This window comes from Planomonospora sp. ID67723 (assembly GCF_015711605.1).
Classification (GTDB): domain Bacteria; phylum Actinomycetota; class Actinomycetes; order Streptosporangiales; family Streptosporangiaceae; genus Planomonospora_A.
On the sequence record NZ_JABTEZ010000003.1, the window covers coordinates 1,016,931 to 1,036,586 of the forward strand.

Annotated in this window: 15 protein-coding genes; 7 read left to right on the plus strand and 8 right to left on the minus strand. The window is 73.3% G+C overall.

Annotated features, from left to right (window positions below):
• Positions 1–22 precede the first annotated feature (22 nt).
• A complete protein-coding gene (locus HS041_RS26150) occupies positions 23–2,443 on the minus strand; it encodes an ABC transporter permease (protein WP_196443430.1) in 2,421 nt (806 codons plus the stop codon).
• Complete coding sequence (locus tag HS041_RS26155; RefSeq protein ID WP_196443431.1) at positions 2,437–3,273, minus strand: ABC transporter ATP-binding protein; 837 nt, start codon at positions 3,271–3,273, stop codon at positions 2,437–2,439. The genes HS041_RS26150 and HS041_RS26155 overlap by 7 nt, the downstream gene beginning before the upstream one ends.
• A 179-nt stretch (positions 3,274–3,452) precedes the next feature.
• Between HS041_RS26155 and HS041_RS26160 the strand changes: the two genes are divergently transcribed.
• Together HS041_RS26160 and HS041_RS26165 are read left to right on the plus strand one after the other, a co-directional pair.
• Complete coding sequence (locus tag HS041_RS26160; RefSeq protein ID WP_307845473.1) at positions 3,453–4,796, plus strand: sensor histidine kinase; 1,344 nt, start codon at positions 3,453–3,455, stop codon at positions 4,794–4,796.
• 43 nt (positions 4,797–4,839) lie between these two features.
• Positions 4,840–5,475: a response regulator transcription factor gene (locus tag HS041_RS26165; RefSeq protein ID WP_196443432.1), complete on the plus strand. Its 636-nt coding sequence runs from the start codon at positions 4,840–4,842 to the stop codon at positions 5,473–5,475.
• 23 nt (positions 5,476–5,498) lie between these two features.
• Here HS041_RS26165 and HS041_RS26170 read toward each other — a convergent pair whose 3' ends face one another.
• Both HS041_RS26170 and dapD read right to left on the minus strand, forming a co-directional pair.
• Positions 5,499–6,095: a phosphatase PAP2 family protein gene (locus tag HS041_RS26170; protein WP_196443433.1), complete on the minus strand. Its 597-nt coding sequence runs from the start codon at positions 6,093–6,095 to the stop codon at positions 5,499–5,501.
• A 25-nt stretch (positions 6,096–6,120) separates the two neighbouring features.
• Entirely contained in the window at positions 6,121–7,098 is a 978-nt protein-coding gene (gene dapD / locus HS041_RS26175; RefSeq protein ID WP_196443434.1) for a 2,3,4,5-tetrahydropyridine-2,6-dicarboxylate N-succinyltransferase, read from the minus strand.
• A gap of 192 nt (positions 7,099–7,290) precedes the next feature.
• Here dapD and thrS point away from each other — a divergent pair, with 192 nt between their 5' ends.
• The 4 genes from thrS (at position 7,291) to HS041_RS26195 (ending at position 12,078) form a co-directional block, all read left to right on the plus strand.
• A complete protein-coding gene (gene thrS, locus HS041_RS26180; protein ID WP_196443435.1) occupies positions 7,291–9,258 on the plus strand; it encodes a threonine--tRNA ligase in 1,968 nt (655 codons plus the stop codon).
• Between the two features lie 344 nt (positions 9,259–9,602).
• Complete coding sequence (locus tag HS041_RS26185) at positions 9,603–10,439, plus strand: hypothetical protein (protein WP_196443436.1); 837 nt, start codon at positions 9,603–9,605, stop codon at positions 10,437–10,439.
• A 131-nt stretch (positions 10,440–10,570) separates the two neighbouring features.
• Positions 10,571–11,173: a TetR/AcrR family transcriptional regulator gene (locus HS041_RS26190; RefSeq protein ID WP_196443437.1), complete on the plus strand. Its 603-nt coding sequence runs from the start codon at positions 10,571–10,573 to the stop codon at positions 11,171–11,173.
• Positions 11,170–12,078, plus strand: coding sequence for an NAD(P)-dependent oxidoreductase (locus HS041_RS26195; RefSeq protein ID WP_196443438.1), 909 nt, complete (start codon positions 11,170–11,172; stop codon positions 12,076–12,078). The genes HS041_RS26190 and HS041_RS26195 overlap by 4 nt, the downstream gene beginning before the upstream one ends.
• 118 nt (positions 12,079–12,196) lie before the next feature.
• Here HS041_RS26195 and HS041_RS26200 read toward each other — a convergent pair whose 3' ends face one another.
• Positions 12,197–12,751 (minus strand): Asp23/Gls24 family envelope stress response protein, encoded by a 555-nt coding sequence (locus HS041_RS26200; protein ID WP_196443439.1) that lies wholly within the window; start codon positions 12,749–12,751, stop codon positions 12,197–12,199.
• A 143-nt stretch (positions 12,752–12,894) separates the two neighbouring features.
• Here HS041_RS26200 and HS041_RS26205 point away from each other — a divergent pair, with 143 nt between their 5' ends.
• Complete coding sequence (locus HS041_RS26205; protein ID WP_230879610.1) at positions 12,895–13,464, plus strand: HIT family protein; 570 nt, start codon at positions 12,895–12,897, stop codon at positions 13,462–13,464.
• Here HS041_RS26205 and HS041_RS26210 read toward each other — a convergent pair.
• The 3 genes from HS041_RS26210 to HS041_RS26220 form a co-directional block, all read right to left on the minus strand.
• The gene (locus tag HS041_RS26210) at positions 13,407–15,656 is read right to left on the minus strand and encodes a hypothetical protein (RefSeq protein ID WP_196443441.1); all 2,250 of its coding nucleotides are present in this window, start codon (positions 15,654–15,656) and stop codon (positions 13,407–13,409) included. The genes HS041_RS26205 and HS041_RS26210 overlap by 58 nt on opposite strands.
• 89 nt (positions 15,657–15,745) lie before the next feature.
• Positions 15,746–17,323 carry a glycoside hydrolase family 10-like protein gene (locus tag HS041_RS26215; RefSeq protein ID WP_196443442.1) on the minus strand — a complete coding sequence of 526 codons (1,578 nt, stop codon included), beginning with the start codon at positions 17,321–17,323 and terminating at the stop codon, positions 15,746–15,748.
• Between the two features lie 142 nt (positions 17,324–17,465).
• Positions 17,466–19,595 (minus strand): elongation factor G-like protein EF-G2, encoded by a 2,130-nt coding sequence (locus HS041_RS26220; protein ID WP_196443443.1) that lies wholly within the window; start codon positions 19,593–19,595, stop codon positions 17,466–17,468.
• Between the last annotated feature and the right edge of the window lie 61 nt (positions 19,596–19,656).

Here is a 19,656-nt window from a genome sequence, read left to right on the forward strand (position 1 = left end):
CCGGGTCCCGCCGGGGCGGCTGTCAGCGGCCCCGGCGCACGGCCGCCAGCGCCGGGACCACCGCCGCGCCCACGGCCAGCACCAGGCAGCCGCCGATCACGCCGAGCACGACCGGCCACGGGACGATCAGCGGCACGGGAGCGCCGATCTTCTCGCTGAGCCCCGACCGCATGCCCAGCAGCGCCGGGAACGCGACCGCCACGCCGAGCGCGGTGCCGAGCGCGGTCACGACGGCCGACTCGGCGGCGACCGCCCCGAGCACCTGACGGGGCGTGGCCCCCGCCATCCGCAGCACCCGGAAGTCGGCGGCGCGCCCCGCGGTGGCCATCACCATGGTGTTCGCGACCGCCAGACCGGTGTAGCCCACCGCCATGCCCACCAGGATCAGGGTGAAGATCCAGACGAGTCGATCCTCCTCGTCACCCGCGTTCCTCGCGTAGGCGTCCGCGCCGAGCACCCGGCCGCCGGGGATCTCGGCCCGGACCGCGCCGTCGACGAGGACCTCCCCGGTCAGGGCGGAGGGATCATGGGACCGTACGGTGTCCCGGGGAAGCAGGACGGCGACCGGGGCGTCGGCGACGACGGCCGTCACGACCAGGGTCTCGGTGCGGCCGTCCTCGAAGGCCAGGGTGACCGCGCCGCCCGCCCGCCAGCCGCGCTCGTCCGCCAGCCACCGGGCCACGACCGCACCGAGCTCTGTGCCGCCGGCGCCGTCGCCGCCCCGGACCGCGCCCGGAGAACCCTCGACGACCTCCAGCCGGTCCGCCGACCGGGCCAGCGCCTCGGGGGTGATCCCGGCGGCCTCCAGCGGCGGCCCTCCCTCGCCGTACACCGTGGTCGGCAGCAGCGCGACCCCGCCCGCCGCGGCGACGGCGGCGTCCGACAGGCCGGGTGTGCCGTCCGGCACCACCACCGCCTCCGCCCGCACCGCCGCGGTCCGGCCCAGCGCGAAGGCTCCCGCCGTCGTCTGCGTCATGCCGGTGACCAGCACCGTGAACCCCACGGTGACCAGGATCGGCGCGGCGGTGGCCGCGGTACGGCGCACCGCGGCCAGCAACTCCTCGCGCACCAGCATCCCGGCGGCGCCCCGGGTCCGGGAGAGCGGCCAGGAGAGCACCCGGACGACCGGCGGGACGACCACCGGGGCGAGCAGGGTCAGGCCCAGGATCAGCGCCATCGCGGCGTACAGGCAGTAGTTCACGATCGCGTCGGCCGCGGCCCCGGCCGTGGCCGCGGCGAGCCCGATTCCGAGTGCGGTCAGAACCGCCCCGCCGATCCACCGCGCCGGGGTCATCGGGCGCCGGTCCACCTCGGCCTCGCGCAGCGCCTCCAGCGGGCGTACCCGCCCGGCTCTGCGCGAGGCCGACCAGACGGCGAGCAGGGCGACGCCCAGCCCGATCCCGAACGAGGCGACCGGCGGCCAGAGCGCGGCCCGCACCGAGAAGCCCGGCGGTTCGAAGCCGGCCTCGACCAGCAGCCCGCCGAGCGCGGGGGCCAGAACCGCCCCCAGCACCGCTCCGGCCGCGGCTGCGACGGCGCCGACCGCGAGCGCCTCGCCGTACACCATCAGCCGCACCTGCCGGGGTGCGGCGCCCACCAGCCGCAGCAGCCCGAACTCCCGCCGCCGCTGGACCACGCCGAACGCGAACGTGGACGCCACCACGAACACCGAGACGAACCCGGAGACGGCCGCCATGCCCGCCAGGACCTGCGTGCCGATCCATCGCGTCCGCGCGTCGGACCGCGGTTCCAGCGCCGCCCGCGCGTCCCCGGCGAGCACCTCGCCCTCACCGCCGACGATCTCGCGGGCCATGCGCTCGACACGGGCCGGATCCGCGTCCGCCGCGGTCACCAGCCCGATCACCCGCACCCCGCCGGAGAGCCGGGCCGCCGCGGCGTCGGTCACATGGAAACCCGGCGCGTCGAGGGTGCCGGTCACGGTGTAGGGCACCGGTCCGGCGGCGGTGAGCAGGGTCACCGGGGAGCCGGGGGAGATGCCCAGCGCCCGGTCGAGCACCACCTCGCCGTCCCGCTCGGGCGGCCTGCCCTCCACCGGCCCGTACGGCGCCAGCGCCACGCTCGACCAGCCGTGGCCGCGCGAGTACCCGGGAACCGGACGGCCGCCGACGACCGCCTGGGCGTAGAAGGACCGGTCGGCGACGGCCGCCGTCACCCCGGGGACGCCGCGCAACCGGCCGGTGAGAACCGTGACGGCCTCCGGAGACCAGGGCCGGTCCTCCAGGAAGAAGCCCTCCGCCTGCTCGGCGGCGGGGGCGCGGACCAGCACGCCGGTGCCCTCGTACCGGTCCGGGACGCGGGGCGCGGCCGACACGTACACCAGGGCCGTCATCGAGATGAGGGCCACGCCCAGGCAGAGGGCGACGAACGCCCCGGCGAAGCCGCTCCACCGGCCCCGCACCATGATCAGGGCCGTCCTCAGCACGACGCCTCCAGCACGGCCATCCGCGCCGCGATCAGCTCGGGGCTCAGCCCCCGCTCCGCCGGCGCGGGGCCCGGCCCGCCGCCGGAGCCGCCGGACCGGTCCTCACCGGCAGGAGCACCGGCGGTGAACTCGTCCACCACCCGGCCGTCGGCGAGCAGGAGCACCCGATCGGCGCGGGAGGCGGCAACCGGGTCGTGGGTCACCATGATCACTGTCTGGCCCCGGTGGTCGGTGAGGTCGCGCAGCAACCTGAGCACCTCCCGCGAGGCCGCGCTGTCCAGCGCCCCCGTGGGCTCGTCGGCGAAGAGCACCGCGGGCCTGGTGATCAGCGCGCGGGCGATCGCCACCCGCTGCCGCTCACCGCCGGACAGCTCGCCCGGCCGGTGCCCGGCCCGCTGCGCCAGCCCCACCTCGGCCAGCGCGGCGCGCACCTCCGCGTCCCGGGGCCGGATCCCGGCCAGCCGCAGCGGCAGGGCCACGTTCTGCTCGGCGGTCAGCGCGGAGACCAGGTTGAAGGACTGGAAGACGAACCCGATCCGCTCCCTGCGCAGCAGGGTCAGCGCGGTCTCGTCCAGAGGGCCGAGCTCGGTCCCGTCGATGGTCACCTCGCCTCCGGTGGGCCGGTCCAGCCCGGCCGCGCAGTGCAGCAGGGTGGATTTGCCGGAGCCGGAAGGGCCCATCACGGCGGTGAAGGTGCCCGCGAGGAAGGAGACGGTCATCGCATCCAGCGCGGTGACCGTCCCGGCCGCGGAGCCGTACACCTTGCTCACCGACCGCAGCCGGACGGTCTCGATCGCCGTGGAGGGCGTCGTGGAAGTCGCAGTCGTCATGGCGCAAGCCAACGCCGCGGGCGGTTGCGGCGCACTGGCGGCAGGACGAGGAAGAAGACTACATCTGGCACTACTGCCCAGACCGTGCGGAACCGTTACGGTCGGGGCATGGACCCTGTTTCCAGCCCCGTTCCGGAGCGGGCGGCGGGCCGGTGCCCACGGTGGCCGGCCGGGATCCCGTGAGCCCTGCGCGTCCGGGAAGCTCCGCGAGCGCCGAGGTCACCGCGAGCGCCGAGGTCACCGCGAGTCCCGTGAGTCCTGCGAGCGCGGGCGGTCCGGGAGGACCGAAGGGGACGCCACCGGTCGCGCGGACCGCGCTGGAGGCGCTCACCCGGCGGCCGCTGGGTTTCCTGCGCTCCTCGTGGCCGTGGCGGTCCCTGGCGTACCTGCTGTCCGGCGCGCTGTTCGGGATCGTCACGTTCACCCTGATCGACATCGCGATCCTCTTCGGCATCCCGGCGGCCGTGGCGCTCGGCATGCTCACCATCGCGGGCGGCGGGCTCGTGATCGGGCGGTTCGAGCGGTGGCGGTTGCGACTGGTCGACACCGCGCCCGTCCCGGACCCGCACGGCGGATCCCCGGAGCCGGGTCTGCGCGCCTGGCTGCGCGTCCGCCTGGGGGAGCAGTCCACCTGGCGGGAGTTCGGATACACGCTGGCCTCCCTGCTGGCCCTGGGATGGATCGACCTGGGGGTGCTCGTCCTGGCCGGCGGGCTCCCGGGGATGCTGCTCACGGCGCCGCTCCAGCCGGGCTCGCCGCTGCCCCTGGGGCTGTTGCTGGCCGTCGTCGGGGCCGTGCTCCTGCCGGTCACCGCCTACCCGGTCGCGGCCTGGGCCGGGGCGCGGGCGCTCCTGACCCGGGTGATCCTGGTTCCCCGCGACGCCGAGCTGATCGAGGTCGTGCGGTCCCGGGCCCGCCTGGTCGACGCCTTCGAGCTGGAACGCCGCCGGATCGAGCGGGACCTGCACGACGGCGCGCAGCAGCGGCTGGTCGCGCTCACGCTCTCACTGGGAATGGCCCGGCTCGACCTGGAGCCGGGCTCTCCCGCGGCCGGACGGGTCGCCGAGGCGCACGAGCAGGCGCTGCTCGCCCTGGCCGAGCTGAGAGAGCTGATCCGGGGCGTGCACCCGAAGGTCCTCACCGATCTCGGCCTGGCCGACGCCGCCCTCGACGTGGCCGGACGCTCGCCCGTCCCCGCCGAGGTCGACATCGTGCTGCCCGTGCGCCTGCCCGGCCCGGCCGAGGCCGCGGCCTACTTCGTGATCACCGAGGCGCTCGCCAACGTCGCCAGGCACAGCCGGGCGAGCCGCTGCCGGATCAGGGGGCACCTGGCCGGGGAGACGTTCGTCATGGAGATCGCGGACGACGGGGCCGGCGGGGCCGACCCGGCGGCGGGCACCGGACTGGCGGGACTGGCCGACCGGGTAGCCGCCGTCGGCGGCAGGATGTCGCTGTCCAGCCCGGCGGGAGGACCGACCCTGCTGAGGGTGGAGATCCCGCGCGGGGACGGCCCGGCCGGATGAGGGACGCGCCGGGCGGCTGTGGTGACGATCGGAGGAGTTGCGCGTGCGTGTGGTGCTGGCGGAGGACTCCGTCCTGCTCAGGGAAGGGCTGGCCGGCCTGCTGGAGCGCTTCGGCCACACCGTGGCCGCCGCCGTCGGCGACGCCCCGGCGTTGCTGGCCGCCGTCGAGGAGCACGGGCCGGAGATCGTGGTCACCGACGTGCGGATGCCCCCCGGCTTCGCCGACGAGGGACTGCGCGCCGCGCTGACCCTGCGCCGGGCCCGTCCGGACCTGCCCGTGCTGGTCCTCAGCCAGTACGTCCAGCAGGCCTATGTCGCCGAGCTGATGGGACCGGGGATCGGTTACCTGCTCAAGGACCGGATCGGGCACGTCGAGGAGTTCGCCGACGCACTGGAACGGGTCGCCGCCGGAGGCACCGTCGTCGACCCCGAGGTGGTCAGGCAGCTCCTCGCCAGGCGCCGCGACCCGCTGCAGCGCCTCACCCCGCGGGAACGCGAGGTCCTGGCGCTCGTCGCGGAGGGCCGCTCCAACGCCGCCGTCGCCCGCGCCCTCGTCGTCACGGAGGCCGCCGTCGCCAAGCACATCGCCGGCATCCTCGCCAAGCTCGACCTGCCCCCGGCGGGCGACGACCACCGGCGGGTCCTGGCCGTCCTGGCCTACCTCAGGGGCAGGGACTGACCGGCGGCCTCCGGCCCGGAACCTCAGATACCGAACGCCGCCAGCGTCGCCCACGCCGAGCCCGCGCCGCTGACCACCCCGGCCGCGACCTGGGCCGGGGTGTGGTGGCCGAGCCGCACCCGCGCCCAGCAGATCAGCGCCACCAGCATCGCCCCCACCGCCACGGTCGGTACGGCCGGCAGCACGTGGGCCAATAGCACCACGGTGCCCGCCGACACGGCGGCGTGGAAGGAGATCTTCCACCTGAGCGTGATCGGGACCGTCAGGGCCAGCGCCGCCAGCATCGCCGAGACCGTGGCGACCAGCAGCCGGGGCGCGTCCAGCAGGACGAGGAGCACGAGCGCGGCGACCACCGCGACCATCGCCACCAGCAGCGGCCTGGTCCGGCTCTCCCGGTCGACCAGATGGTGGGAGTCGAGCCGTCCGGAGCGGACCCCGGCCATGATCACTCCGGCCGGGACCCCGCCGCACAGCGCCGAGGCCACCAGCCCCCACCCCGCGCCCGGCCAGCCGCCGGTCACCAGCCCGATGAGCGGCGGCAGCACGATGACCAGCGCCTGCGGGGCGAACAGCCCGGTCACCCACCGCGCGACCCGCGTGCCCACCCTGGAGTCCGGCATCGCCCCCTGCCCCCCGGTCACGGCGTCAGTCGTTGGCGTGCAGGGCGCTGTTGAGCTCCACGCCGGTGCCCTGGCGGGGGACGGCCTCGACGGCGCCGGTGGTGGAGTTGCGGCGCAGCAGCAGCCCGGAGGAGCCGGAGAGCTCGGCGGCCTTGACGACCCGCCCGTCGGGGAGGGTCACCTTGGTGCCGGCGGTGACGTAGAGGCCGGCCTCCACGACCGCGTCGTCGCCCAGGGAGATGCCGACACCGCTGTTGGCGCCCAGCAGGCAGCGCCGCCCGATGGAGATGACCTGCTTGCCGCCGCCCGACAGGGTGCCCATGATCGAGGCGCCGCCGCCGACGTCGGAGCCGTCGCCCACGACGACGCCCGCGGAGATGCGGCCCTCGACCATGGAGGCGCCGAGGGTGCCGGCGTTGAAGTTGACGAAGCCCTCGTGCATCACCGTCGTGCCGGAGGCCAGGTGCGCGCCGAGGCGGACGCGGTCGGCCTCGGCGATCCGGACGCCGGCCGGCACCACGTAGTCGACCATCCGGGGGAACTTGTCGATGCCGTAGACGGTCACCTGGCCGCGGGCGCGCAGGCGCAGCCGTACCTCCTCGAAACCCTCGACCGGGCACGGGCCGTGGTTGGTCCACACGACGTTGCTGAGCAGGCCGAACAGGCCGTCGAGGTTCTGCCCGTGCGGCTGGACGAGGCGGGCGGAGAGCAGGTGGAGCCGGAGGTAGGCGTCGTGCGCGTCGGCGGGCGGCTCCGACAGCTTGGCGATCCCGGTCTCCACGGCGACCACCTCCACGCCGCGGTCGGCGTCGGGGCCGAGCAGCGCGGCGACGGAGGGGCCGAGGGCCGCCGCGGCCTCCTGCCCGGTCAGCCGCCGGGTGCCCGTGGAGGGGGGCTCGCCCAGCCGGGGGGAGGGGAACCAGGTGTCGAGCACGGTCCCGTCGGGAGTGATGGTCGCGATGCCGGCGCCGTGGGCGCCGGAGGTCTGAGGTGCTGCGTTCACAGGGACCAAGCGTAGTGATACATCGGGGGCGGACAGGGGCGGGCTCCCCCGCCGGGCGGGCGCGCGAGCCCGTCCGCCCGGGGATCGGGAACATCGGGACGGATCACGCGCCCGGCGTGCCGGAGTGGCTGAGATTTCGCGCTGCGGTCACCGGTAGCATCGGTTCTCCGACCACTCGATGAAGGAGCAACCGTGTCTGCCGTGCCGCAACTGCGTATCACCCTCGCCGGAGCCGAGCGTGTGGTGGCGGAGGGCACGACGTACGGCGAAGCCCTCGGCGCCGACGGGCGCTCCGTGGTCGCCGCCCGGGCGGGCGGCGAGCTGAAGGACCTCGCCGCGGCCGTGGCCGACGGCGACGTGATCGAGCCGGTCGAGGCCGGCAGCGCCGACGGCCGGGCGATCGTCCGCCACTCCACCGCGCACGTCATGGCCCAGGCCGTCCAGGAGATCTTCCCCGAGGCGAGGCTCGGCATCGGCCCGCCGGTCGAGAACGGCTTCTACTACGACTTCGACGTGAAGAACCCGTTCACCCCCGACGACCTCAAGCGCATCGAGAAGCGCATGCGCGAGATCGTCAAGCAGGGGCAGGTCTTCTCCCGCAGGCCCGTCTCCGACGAGGCCGCCCGCGAGGAGCTGGCCGCGGAGCCGTACAAGCTGGAGCTCATCGGGCTCAAGGGCGGCGCGGCCGACGAGGAGAGCGTCGAGGTGGGCGGCGGCGAGCTGACCATCTACGACAACCTCGACCCCAAGACCGGCGAGCTGTGCTGGAAGGACCTGTGCCGCGGCCCGCACGTGCCGACCACCCGGTCCATCCCGGCCTTCAAGCTGATGCGCTCCGGCGGCGCCTACTGGCGGGGCAGCGAGAAGAACCCGCAGCTCCAGCGGATCTACGGCACCGCCTGGGAGTCGCGCGAGAAGCAGGACGAATACCTCCACCTGCTGGAGGAGGCCGAGAAGCGCGACCACCGCAAGCTGGGCGCCGAGCTCGACCTGTTCTCCTTCCCCGACGAGCTGGGCTCCGGGCTCCCGGTCTTCCACCCCAAGGGCGGCGTGATCCGCAAGATCATGGAGGACTACTCCCGGCGCCGGCACGAGGAGGCGGGATACTCCTTCGTCAACACCCCGCACATCACCAAGGACAACCTCTACAAGGTCTCCGGCCACCTGGACTGGTACGCCGACGGCATGTTCCCACCCATGGAGCTGGAGGGGGCCAAGTACTACCTCAAGCCGATGAACTGCCCGATGCACAACCTGATCTTCCGGGCGCGCGGGCGGTCCTACCGCGAGCTGCCGCTGCGGATGTTCGAGTTCGGCACGGTCTACCGCTACGAGAAGTCCGGTGTGGTGCACGGCCTGACCCGGGTGCGCGGCCTGACCCAGGACGACGCGCACATCTACTGCACCCGCGAGCAGATGCGCGACGAGCTGGCCTCGCTGCTGCGCTTCGTGCTCGACCTGCTGCGCGACTACGGCCTGAGCGACTTCTACCTGGAGCTGTCCACCAAGGACCCGGTCAAGTTCGTCGGCACCGACGAGGACTGGGAGGAGGCCACCCAGACGCTGCGCGAGGTCGCCGAGTCGGAGAACCTCGAGCTCGTCCTCGATCCGGGCGGCGCGGCGTTCTACGGGCCGAAGATCTCGGTGCAGGCGCGCGACGCGATCGGCCGCTCGTGGCAGATGTCGACGATCCAGCTCGACTTCAATCTGCCGCAGCGCTTCGAGCTGGAGTACCAGTCGGCCGACGGCTCGCGGCAGCGGCCCGTCATGATCCACCGGGCGCTGTTCGGCTCGATCGAGCGGTTCTTCGGCGTCCTGGTCGAGCACTACGCGGGCGTGTTCCCGCCCTGGCTCGCCCCGGTGCAGGCCGTCTGCATCCCGATCGCCGAGGCCCACGCGCCCTACCTGCAGGACGTGGCCAAGAAGGCCCGCGAGCGGGGCGTCCGGATCGAGGTGGACGCCTCCGACGACCGCATGCAGAAGAAGATCCGCAACGCGCAGAAGGCCAAGGTGCCGTTCATGCTGCTGGCGGGTGACGAGGACATCGCAGGCGGCGCGGTCTCCTTCCGCTTCCGCAACGGTGAGCAGAAGAACGGCGTCCCGGTCGAGCAGGCGATCGACGAGATCGTCGACGCGATCGAGCGCCGCGTCCAGGTCTGACCTGCGCCCACCCCGCACCACCACCCCGTCGCCGGCCGTGCCCCGTCGCGGCCGGCGACGGCGGGCCGGTCATCGGCCGCTCAGCGGACCCTCAAGGGTGATTACGCACCGCTGTGACACGATCGCGGAGCGTTGACAGTGGAGATGGCCGCCCGCACAGTGGATGCGTGTCTTGCCTCATTCTTGATGACTTTGTCGATCTGTCCGGATGGCGGGGTTTCGCTCCCGGTGGCGTCCCGTCCGCGGAGATCTCCATCGCGCCCGGCCCGGTCCTCCCGCCGAGCCGGACCGCCGTGGTCTCGGCGTCCGCCGCCGGTCACTTCCTGGAGCGCTCCGTAGGCCCGGTGGATCTGCGGGGCTTCGACGACATCGAGCTGTGGGCCGGCGGGGACCGGCTCGCCGACGGGACTGCCGAGCGGCCGTTCTTCTGCGAGGTGCGGCTGGGCTCGGCGGAGGCCCCGATCGCCTCCGCCGCCAACCGCTGGCACCGGTACGTCCCGGTCGCGGACCCCGGCTCGCCTCAGCGGGTGCTGTTCTCCCTGGACGACCTGCCCGCCTCGGTCCGCACCGCCTGCTCGGCGATCCGGATCACCTTCCTCGACGCTCCCGCGTCGGTACGGCTCACGCCTCCCGCGGCCGTGCGGCCCCAGCTGCTGGCCGACGTCGACGCGGCCCTGCTCGCCCGCCTGGACGACCGCCTGAGCCTGGGCGGCACGCCGGTCAGGGCGGTCCTGCAGGTGGCGCGGGACCAGGCCAAGCCCTACCTCCTGCTCGTCAATCACTCGATCGAGCACGCGCTCACCCGGGTCCCCGGGGAGGAGATCAGAACCGACTTCACCCGGAACGGCTTCGTGGTCCGGTCGGCGGGCGTGCCGTACGACCTCGGCTACCGGATCGAGGTGGTGGCCGAGCGCAGGGAAGAGGTCGCGGCGCTGCTGGAGTTCGTGCTGGCGGAACTGGGCCCCGGCTCGACGTTGCGGGTCGGTGGAGTGGAGTTTCCGGTCGACTGGCCCGCCCCGTGGGAACGGCTCCTGGACGGGACGGGTGAGGCCCTCCGTGAAGAGCGGACCTCCCTGCTCATCTCGATCCCGGCCGTGACGCGCCCCAGGGTCGTTCCGCGCCGCGCCGTCCTTCCGCACCGCGGCATCCCGGCTGAGGCGGCGTACCACGCCGACAGGTGAGCCGTCGCCGGATCCCGCGGGTGGCGGCCCCGGTCTCGTGGCGGGGCTCCTTGATCGGCGGTCTCCGGAACATGCCGATCTTCGTCTTGGATATTGACTGATCGTTACAGATATAGGGTAACGTGAGGCGCATGGCCAGGACGAGAGAGTTCGACACCGACGCGGTGGTCGATGCCGCGATCGGCGTCTTCTGGCGCAAGGGCTATGCCGCGACCTCGATCCAGGATCTGGTCGAGGCCACCGGGATCGGCCGCGGCTCGCTGTACGCCGCGTTCGGCAGCAAGGACGGGCTCTACGAAGCCGCGCTCGCACGCTACGCCGAGCAGTCCACCTCCGACGTCGCCGCACGCCTGGAGGGCGCGGCCCCGGCTCGCGACGTGCTCCGTGACCTGTTGCTCTACATCGTCGACACGACCGTCACCGACCCGGAGCGGCGCGGCTGCCTGATCACCAACACCGCGACCGAGCGGCTGCCGCACGACCGGGTCGCGGCCCGGGTGGTCGGCGGGGCGTTCGACCGCAACGCCGTGGCCGTCACCGCCGTGTTGCGCCGCGCCCGTGAGCGCGGCGAACTGCCGCCCGACGCCGATGTGACCGCGATGGCCGACCTCGTCGTGACGACGATCCAGGGGCTGCGCGTCCAGGGCAAGGCCGGCGCCGACCGCCGGCGGCTGGCCACGGTCGTTGACTTGGTGCTATCTGTACTGTTCATTCAAGATAGGAGTTCGCTATGACCACCGTCGCGCTGTTGGGCACCGGGATCATGGGTGCGGCCATGGCACGCAACCTGGCGAAGGCGGGCCACGAGGTCAGGGTGTGGAACCGGACCGAGGAGAAGGCCCTGCCGCTGCGGGCCGAGGGCGTCGCCGTCTCCACCGGTCCGGCTGAGGCCGTGGCCGGCGCAGACGTCGTGATCACGATGCTGAACGACGGCGACACGGTCCATGACGTCATGTCCGCCGCCGTTCCCGGGTTGCGGGCCGGGCAGGCGTGGGCGCAGATGAGCACGGTGGGCGTGGCCGCCATCGACCGGCTCGGCGCTTTCGCCCGGTCGCACGGACTGGTGTTCGTGGACGCGCCCGTGCAGGGGACCCGGCAGCCCGCCGAGGCCGGCACCCTGGTCATCCTCGCGGCGGGACCCGCCGACGAGCGGCTCGAGCCCGTCTTCGCCGCCGTCGGCAGCAAGACCCTGTGGGTCGGGGAGGCGGGCGCCGCCACCCGGCTCAAGCTCGCCACGGTCGGCTTCGGGATCGCGATGACCTCCGTGCTGGCCGAGGCGCTCGCCCTGGCCAAGGGGCTCGATGTGGATCCGGCGCTGTTCGGCCAGGTGATCACCGGCGGGCCGATGGACAGCCCCTATCTCCAGGCCAAGATGAAGGCCGTGCTGGACGAGGACTACTCGCCCAGCTTCACCGTGCGCAACGCCGAGAAGGACACCCGGCTCATCGCCGAGGCGGCCGAGGCCGCCGGAGTCTCGGTGGACCTGGCCGAGGCCGCCGGTGCGCGGTTGCGGCGGGCCGGGACACAGGGGCACGGAGACGACGACATGGTGGCGAGCTACTTCGCCGGGTTCCTCCCCGGCGCCCCGCGCCGGGAGCACAACGGGGCCGTCGGACGGGGAGCCGCCGCTCCGGCCTGACCGAGGCGGACCCCGACCGGCCGGATCCGGGTGGTGGCCGGAGCGACGCCGGCGCCGTGCCCGCGCGGGGCGTCGCCGCCGGTGCGGTCCCCGGCGACGGCCGGTCGCCGCGGAGGCGTCAGAGTTCGGCCCCGGCCTCCCCGGCGGGCTCGAAACCGGGTTCGCCGGGCAGCCGGACGTCGTCGACGTTGACGTTGACCTCGACGACGCGCATGCCCAGCATCCGGCTGACCGTGCGGGCCACGTTGGTCTTGACCTCGTTGGCAACGTCCATGACCGCGTGGCCGTACTCGGCCACGATCGCCACGTCCACGGCGACGGTACGGTCCTGGACGTGGGCGACGACGCCCCGGGGGCCGCGCCTGGCGCCGGCGCGCTCGCGCGCCGGGTCGATCGCATGAGCGGGGTCCTCGCCCATGTCGGCGACGCCGGCCACCTCGAGCGTGGCGAGGGCGGCGACCTTCTCGACCACTTCGTCGGCCACCTTGATCCGGCCCTTCACCACGGCCGAGGACGTCGGCTCGGGGGCCGAGGCGACGGACATGCTCAGGGAGAACGGGCGAACGGTGGCGCTCGCCTCGGCGGGAGACCCGGAGGCCTCGGGAGCCTCCGCCTCCTCGGTGATCTCCCCGGTGGGCCGCTCCAGGGGTTCCTCGACGGAGACGTCGGTCATGGCTTGCTCCTCGGCTGTCATCTGGCTCGCTCGCTGGGATTCTGCCGGAAGTATGCCGTATATGTCCGCTGCTGATGGGGAAAAGCAGCCCGACTGGGATGCCGCCAGAACGCGCGGATCTGCCTGGCAATATGCTGACCGCCATGAGCGACGAGCCGCAGCACGGGACGGAGCCTGGGACGCAGCACGGGGCAGGGACTCCCGACGCGTTCGCCCGGCTCTGGACTCCCCACCGGATGGCCTACATCAAGGGGGAGAACAAGCCGACCGGCGCGGGCCCGGGGGACGGCTGCCCGTTCTGCGACATCCCGAAGCTGAGCGACGAGGACGGGCTGGTCGTCGCGCGGGGAGAGAAGGTCTACGCCGTCCTCAACCTCTACCCCTACAACTCCGGTCACCTGCTCGTGTGCCCCTACCGGCACGTGCCGGACTACACGGACCTGGACGGCGCCGAGACCGCCGAGCTGGCCGCCTTCACCCAGCGCGGGCTGGCCGCGCTGCGCAAGGCCAGCGGGGCTCAGGGCTTCAACGTGGGGATGAACCTCGGCGTCGTGGCGGGCGCGGGCATCGCCGCCCACCTGCACCAGCACGTGGTGCCCCGATGGGGCGGCGACACCAACTTCATGCCGGTGGTCGGCCAGACCAAGGTGCTGCCTCAGCTGTTGCGCGACACCAGGTCGTTGCTGGCGGACTGCTGGCCCGGCGGCTCGTAGGGCGTCTGCTCGCGCTCCCGCAGGACCGCGACGCCCGCCGACAGGGCCAGCGGTACGGCCAGCGCCAGGGCCATGGAGAGCACGGCCGCGCCCGAGTCGTTGACCAGCATGCCGACGACCCCGCTGACCAGGGTGCCGATCAGCCCGGCCTTCAGCGCGGGAGAGTGCTCGAAGGCGGCCGGCAGCACTCCGGCGCTGGCGGCCGCGGGCCGCAGCAGCGTGTAGACGAGGAACGCGGCCGCGACGATCACGATCGGCATCAGGTTCGGGCTGAGCAGCGTGCCGATCATCGCGCCGAACTTGCGGCCGATCACGTCCATCGCCTCGCCGGTGAACACCTGGCCGACGAACCGGCCCAGGTGGGTCTGGGAACCGGGCGGGCGCAGGTAGTCGAGGTAGGCGATCGCCATCACGGTGACGCCGCCCGCCGCCACGAGCGCGCCCAGCCGGACGACCGAGATCCGGCGGCCGGACAGGAGCAGGGCGGTGACCGCGATGCCGGGCACGAACGCGATCACACCGCCGAAGTCGCTGCCCACCCCCGGCCAGCCGCCGAGGATCATCGCCGAGCAGCCGAGCGTCATCACGACGGCGACCCCCGCGCCCCGGTGCCCCAGACGCGCGAGCAGGTGGGCGAGTGCCGTGCCCAGCAGCAGCACCGAGGTGGCGAACAGGGCGAAGGGGATGTTGCCCAGGCCGTAGTACCGCGCGCCGACCACGGCGGTGTAGCCCATCACGCTGTTGAGCTGCAGGGTCGTCCCGGTCAGCAGGTCGCCGGCGAGGACCGCCGCGGTGACCGCCGTGACGATCGCCAGTGGCCCGAGCGGGCGGCTGCGCCGCAGCGCGCCGGGAACGTTCCGGGCGCGGGAGCGCAGGTTCCGGGGGCCCGAACCGCGTCGTCCCCGGCTGACGAGGAACCGGAACGCGGCCGACCACAGGAACGGCACCACCAGGGCCACCGCCGCCAGCAGGAGGGCGGCTCCTGCGATCCCCCCGGCGAGGGAGAGCACGGGCGTCCCGGCGTGCCGCCAGTCGGTGAGGTTGACCAGGTAGGTCGCGACCGGCAGTGAGGCGAGGACGACGGCGGCCACGCGCACCCGGCCCAACCCGCGTCCGCGGCGCAGCAGCAGGAACGCGATGACATAGAACAGGACCTGGAGCACGGCGACGGTGGTGAAGAAGGCCCCGCCGATCTCTCTGATCGTCTGACCCGCGACGTCGGCGGCGATCAGCTCGGCCCGCGCGCTCGCGATCCCGCCGGTACGGCTCTCGCCCGCCCGCCAGGCGGTCCCGACCACCGAGGGCGGAACCGGGGCGCCGATCACCGACAGCACCGTGGCCGTGATGTCCGGCAGGATCGTGACGTCCTCGCGGTGGGTGGAGGCCGCGCCGAGGAAGCGGTCCTGGCCGCCGGCGCCCGCGCGCATCATGGCGACCCGCAGGTGCGGCTGGGCTCCGTGGTCGGACAGGCCCGCCAGCAGCACGGTGGCGTCCCCGGGAAGCACGCTGAGCACCGCCCCGGCCTTGGCGTCGGCCCGCAGCAGCGCGGTCGACCGCTGCTGCGCGGTGAGCGCGTCCTCGACGCGGGGGAGGCGGTCCTCGGCCAGGTAGGGCCGGATGAGGTCGTCCACGTCGACCGCGACCACCCGGCACCGGGCGAGCGCCTCGGCCCGGACCTGCGCGGGGGAGGGGGCGTAGTGGTCGACCTTCCCGGACCGGTCGGCCAGGGCCAGCGCGGCCCCCGGCCCGATCGCGAGCGTGCAGTCGCCGGCGGCGCGTACGGCCTCGCCGAGCGTGCCGGCGCCGCGTTGCCCGGCCACCCGGTGCAGGTAGTCGTAGTCGGGAATGACCGCGCCGCCCTTGACGGGCTCGGGCACCGGCGGCAGGCCGCAGCCGTACCCGACGGCGGATCTGATCCCGGCCGACACGGTCAGCCAGGCGTCATAGGGGCAGGTCACCCTGCCCACCGTGCGGACCGAGAGAGAACCCGCGGCGCTCTGGCCGGCCAGCTGCCACAGGTTGGGCGTGCCCTCCGGGCTCAGATCGCTCCACAGCAGCCCGGGAACCCCGATCAGGACCACCCGCCCGTCCGCGGGAACGGAGGGGGCCTCGGCCCTGACCGCAGCGGCCTGCGCGGCTCCCGGCCACAGCACGCTCAGCAGCAGCGCGGCCGTGATCAGCGTCCGCCTCACCGGTGACCTCCCTGGTCGTGGGCCCAGCGCCCCATCGGATGCTCTGGCACCGTAGGGGAAGATCGGGGTCCGGGTCCAGCGAACCGGTTTCAGGGAAGGACGGCCCGGCTCGCGGGACTCTCGTTGTGCAGGCGGTCCAGCGCGGAGACGAGGTATGTCCCGCCGCCCGGCAGGGCGAAGGTCTGGCGGGTGCCGGCGGAGGCGGGGACGACCGCGACCAGGTTGCGGGCGTCGGCGACGGCGCACGGACCCACCTCGCCGGAGGTGACCCGGTAGACGGCGTAGGCCCGCGCGCCTGCCGAGGCCTTCCACATGAGCGTGGCGCCCTGGATCCTGACGTTGTCCGGGCCGGCCGGGGCACGGCCGCCGCGTTCCTTGATCAGGGGCATCAGCGCCGGGCGGGAGTAGTGGTCGCGGGCGATCCGGTCCATCACGCCGAGCGGGTTGCCGCCGACCTGCCTGGCGCTGAAGTAGACGTCGCCGAGGACCTCCGGGTATGCACGGTTGCGGGTGAGGTGCGAGGGGAGCTCGCCGGGTTTGCGCCACGCCGGGGTGTCGGTGGCGCCGACGCGGTAGAGGGCCTGGCCGATGTACAGGTGCACGCCGGTGCCCCGGACCTCCTTGGCCCACCAGGGCGTCAGCACGTCGTAGTCGGCGATCCGGAAGCCGCGCGGCCAGTAGAGCTGCGGCATGACGTAGTCGACCGTGCCGCTGCGGATCCAGTGGCGGGAGTCGGCGTAGATGGCGTCGTAGGCCGACATGCCGCTGGTGGCCGAGCCGGTCGGGTCGTTGGACTTGTTGCGCCAGATGCCGAACGGGCTGATGCCGAACTTCACGGGCTTCCTGGTCGCGTGAACGACCCGGTCGACCTGGGCGATGAGCTTGTTGACGTTGGCGCGGCGCCAGTCGGCCAGCTTCGCGCCGCCGCCGTACCGGGCGAAGGCGTCGCCGTCGGCGAACTTCTTGCCGCCGCCGGGATAGGGGTAGAAGTAGTCGTCGAAGTGCACGCCGTCGACGTCGTAGCGCTCGACCACGTCCTTGATGACCGCGGTGACGTGGTCGCGGACCGCCGGCAGGCCGGGGTTGTAGTAGAGGCGGCCCTCGTGCTTGACGACCCAGTCGGGGTGGACGCGGGCCGGGTGGGTGGCCGGCAGCCTGCTCACGTTGGTGTCGTAGGCCGCCCGGTAGGGGTTGAACCAGGCGTGGAACTCCATGCCGCGCTTGTGCGCCTCGGCGGTCAGGAAGGGCAGCGGGTCCCAGCCGGGGTCCTTGCCCGCCGTACCGGTCAGGAACTTCGACCACGGCTCCAGCGCGGAGCGGTAGAACGCGTCGGAGGCCGGGCGGACCTGGACGAACACCGCGTTGAACCGGCGCTTGGCGGCCTTGTCGAGGAGTTTGACGTACTCGGCCCGCTGCTGGGCGGCCGTCAGGCCGGTCCGGGTCGGCCAGTCGATGTTGTTCACGGTGGCGATCCAGACCCCGCGCAGTTGCCGCTTGGGGTATTTCGCGTCGACCGGGCACGACGCCGCGGCGACCACCGCGCCGGGTGCGGGCGCGGCGGCTCCGGAGGGATCGGCGGCGCCGGCGCCGGGACCGAAGGTGTGGGCGGCGCCGAGGGTGAGAGCGGAGAGGGCGGCTGCGGCAAGCAGGGGACGTCCGGTTCGCATGGACCTCAGTGTGGCATCGGGCCCGTGATGCTTTGGCCGAAAGAACGAAATGGTTCCGTGATCCCCCTGTGACGGGAGTGGCCCCCGGGAGGCGTGGGACCGGGCCGCAGAGCCGCCCGGCCGCACGCCTCCCGCGCACCGGTCAGCCGGTGACCTTCTCGACCAGGTGGGAGGGGAGCGGCTCGTAGCGCAGGAAGGTGCGCTGGAAGGTGCCCGTCCCGTGGGACATCGACCGCAGGTCGATGGCGTAGCGGGTGATCTCCAGCTCCGGCACCTCGGCCCGGACCAGGGTGCGCCCGACGCCGACCGGTTCGGTGCCCAGGACGCGGCCCCGGCGCGAGGACAGGTCGGACATCACCGAGCCGACGTGATCGTCGGAGACCAGCACCGCCACCTCGTCGACCGGTTCCAGCAGCAGCGTCGGAACCTTGGCCGCGGCCTCCTTGAGCGCGAGCGCCCCGGCGATCTGGAAGGCCATGTCGGAGGAGTCGACCGAGTGGGCCTTGCCGTCGTAGAGCGTCACCCGGACGTCCACCATCGGGTACCCGGCGACCACGCCGCGCGCCATCTGGGTCCGCACGCCCTTCTCCACCGAGGGGATGAACTGGCGCGGCACCACGCCGCCGACGATCTTGTCCACGAACTCGAAGCCCCCGCCCGACGGCAGCGGCTCGACCTCCAGGTGGCAGATGGCGTACTGGCCGTGCCCGCCGGTCTGCTTGACGTTGCGCCCCAGCACCTGGCACCTGCCGCCGAAGGTCTCGCGCAGCGGCACCCGCAGGGCGATCTTCTCCACCTCGACGCCGTGCCGCTTGCTCAGCCGGTCCAGCAGCACGTCGGCGTGGGCCTCCCCCATGCACCAGAGCACCAGCTGCTTGGTCTCGGGGTTGTTCTCCAGGCGGAGGGTCGGGTCCTCGGCCACGAGGCGGCCCAGAGCCTGGCCGAGCTTGTCGTCGTCGGCCTTGGACTTGGCCTGGATCGCGACCGGGAGCAGCGGGTCCGGCATGGTCCACGCCGTCATCAGCAGCGGGTTGTCCTTGTCGGAAAGGGTGTCGCCGGTCTCCGCGCGCGACAGCTTGGCCACCGCCACGATGTCGCCGGCCACGCACTTGGCCGCGGGCCGCTGGAGCTTGCCGAGGGGGGAGGAGAGCGAGCCGATGCGCTCGTCCAGGTCGTGGTCCTCGTGCCCGCGGTCGGCCAGGCCGTGCCCGGAGACGTGCACGGTGGCGTCCGGGCGCAGCGTCCCGGAGAACACCCGGACCAGGCTGATGCGGCCCACGTAGGGGTCGCTGGTGGTCTTGACGACCTCGGCCACGAGGGGGCCCTCGGGGTCGCAGACGATGCCGGACACGGGCTTGCCGTCGATCGTGGTGATCTCCGGCATGGGGTGTTCCACGGGAGAGGGGAACCCCTGGGTGATGAGCTCCAGGACCTCGGCCGCGCCCACGCCGGTCCCCGTGGCCAGCACCGGATAGAAGCCGCCGCGCGCGACCGCCTTCTCCAGGTCGTCGACGAGGACCTTGGTGTCGATCTCCTCGCCCGCGAGGTAGCGGTCCATCAGGGACTCGTCCTCGCTCTCCTGGATGATCCCCTCTATCAGGTCGCCGCGGTACTGCTCGATCTGGTTCTGGTAGTCGGGCCCGGGGGCGTTCTCGGTCCGGACGCCGGTGGCGTAGTTGAAGAACTTCTGCGACAGCAGCCCGATCAGGCCGTTCACCTTGCCGTTGGTCACCACCGGCAGATACAGCGGGGCCACGCCGTCGCCGAAGGCGTCCTGGCAGGTGGTGAGCACCTCTTCGAAGTCGGCCCGCTGGTGGTCGATCTTGGTGATCACGACCGCGCGCGGCATGCCGACCGCCGCGCACTCCTCCCAGAGCATCTTGGTCAGGCCGTCCACGCCGTCGGCCGCCGAGACGACGAACAGCGCGGCGTCGGCGGCGCGCAGGCCCGCGCGCAGGTCGCCGACGAAGTCGGCGTACCCGGGCGTGTCCAGCAGGTTGATCTTGATGTCGTTGTGGAGCACCGGGGCCACGGTGAGGTTCACCGAGCGCTGCTGCCGCACTTCGACCTCGTCGAAGTCGCTGACGGTGGTCCCGTCCTCGATGCGGCCGGTCCGCTGGATGGTCTTCGTCGCCGCCAGCAGCGACTCGACCAGGGTCGTCTTGCCTGAGCCCGAATGGCCGACCAGCACCACGTTGCGCACCATGTCCGGCCGGTCGGCCATGAGTGCCCTGCCCGCGGCTCCCGCTGTGCCGGCTGCCTTCTCCGCCATGTCGCCTCCCGTGTCGTCGCGAGGGGCGGTCGCGCGCAACCGCGCCCTCGGGTCCGCATGC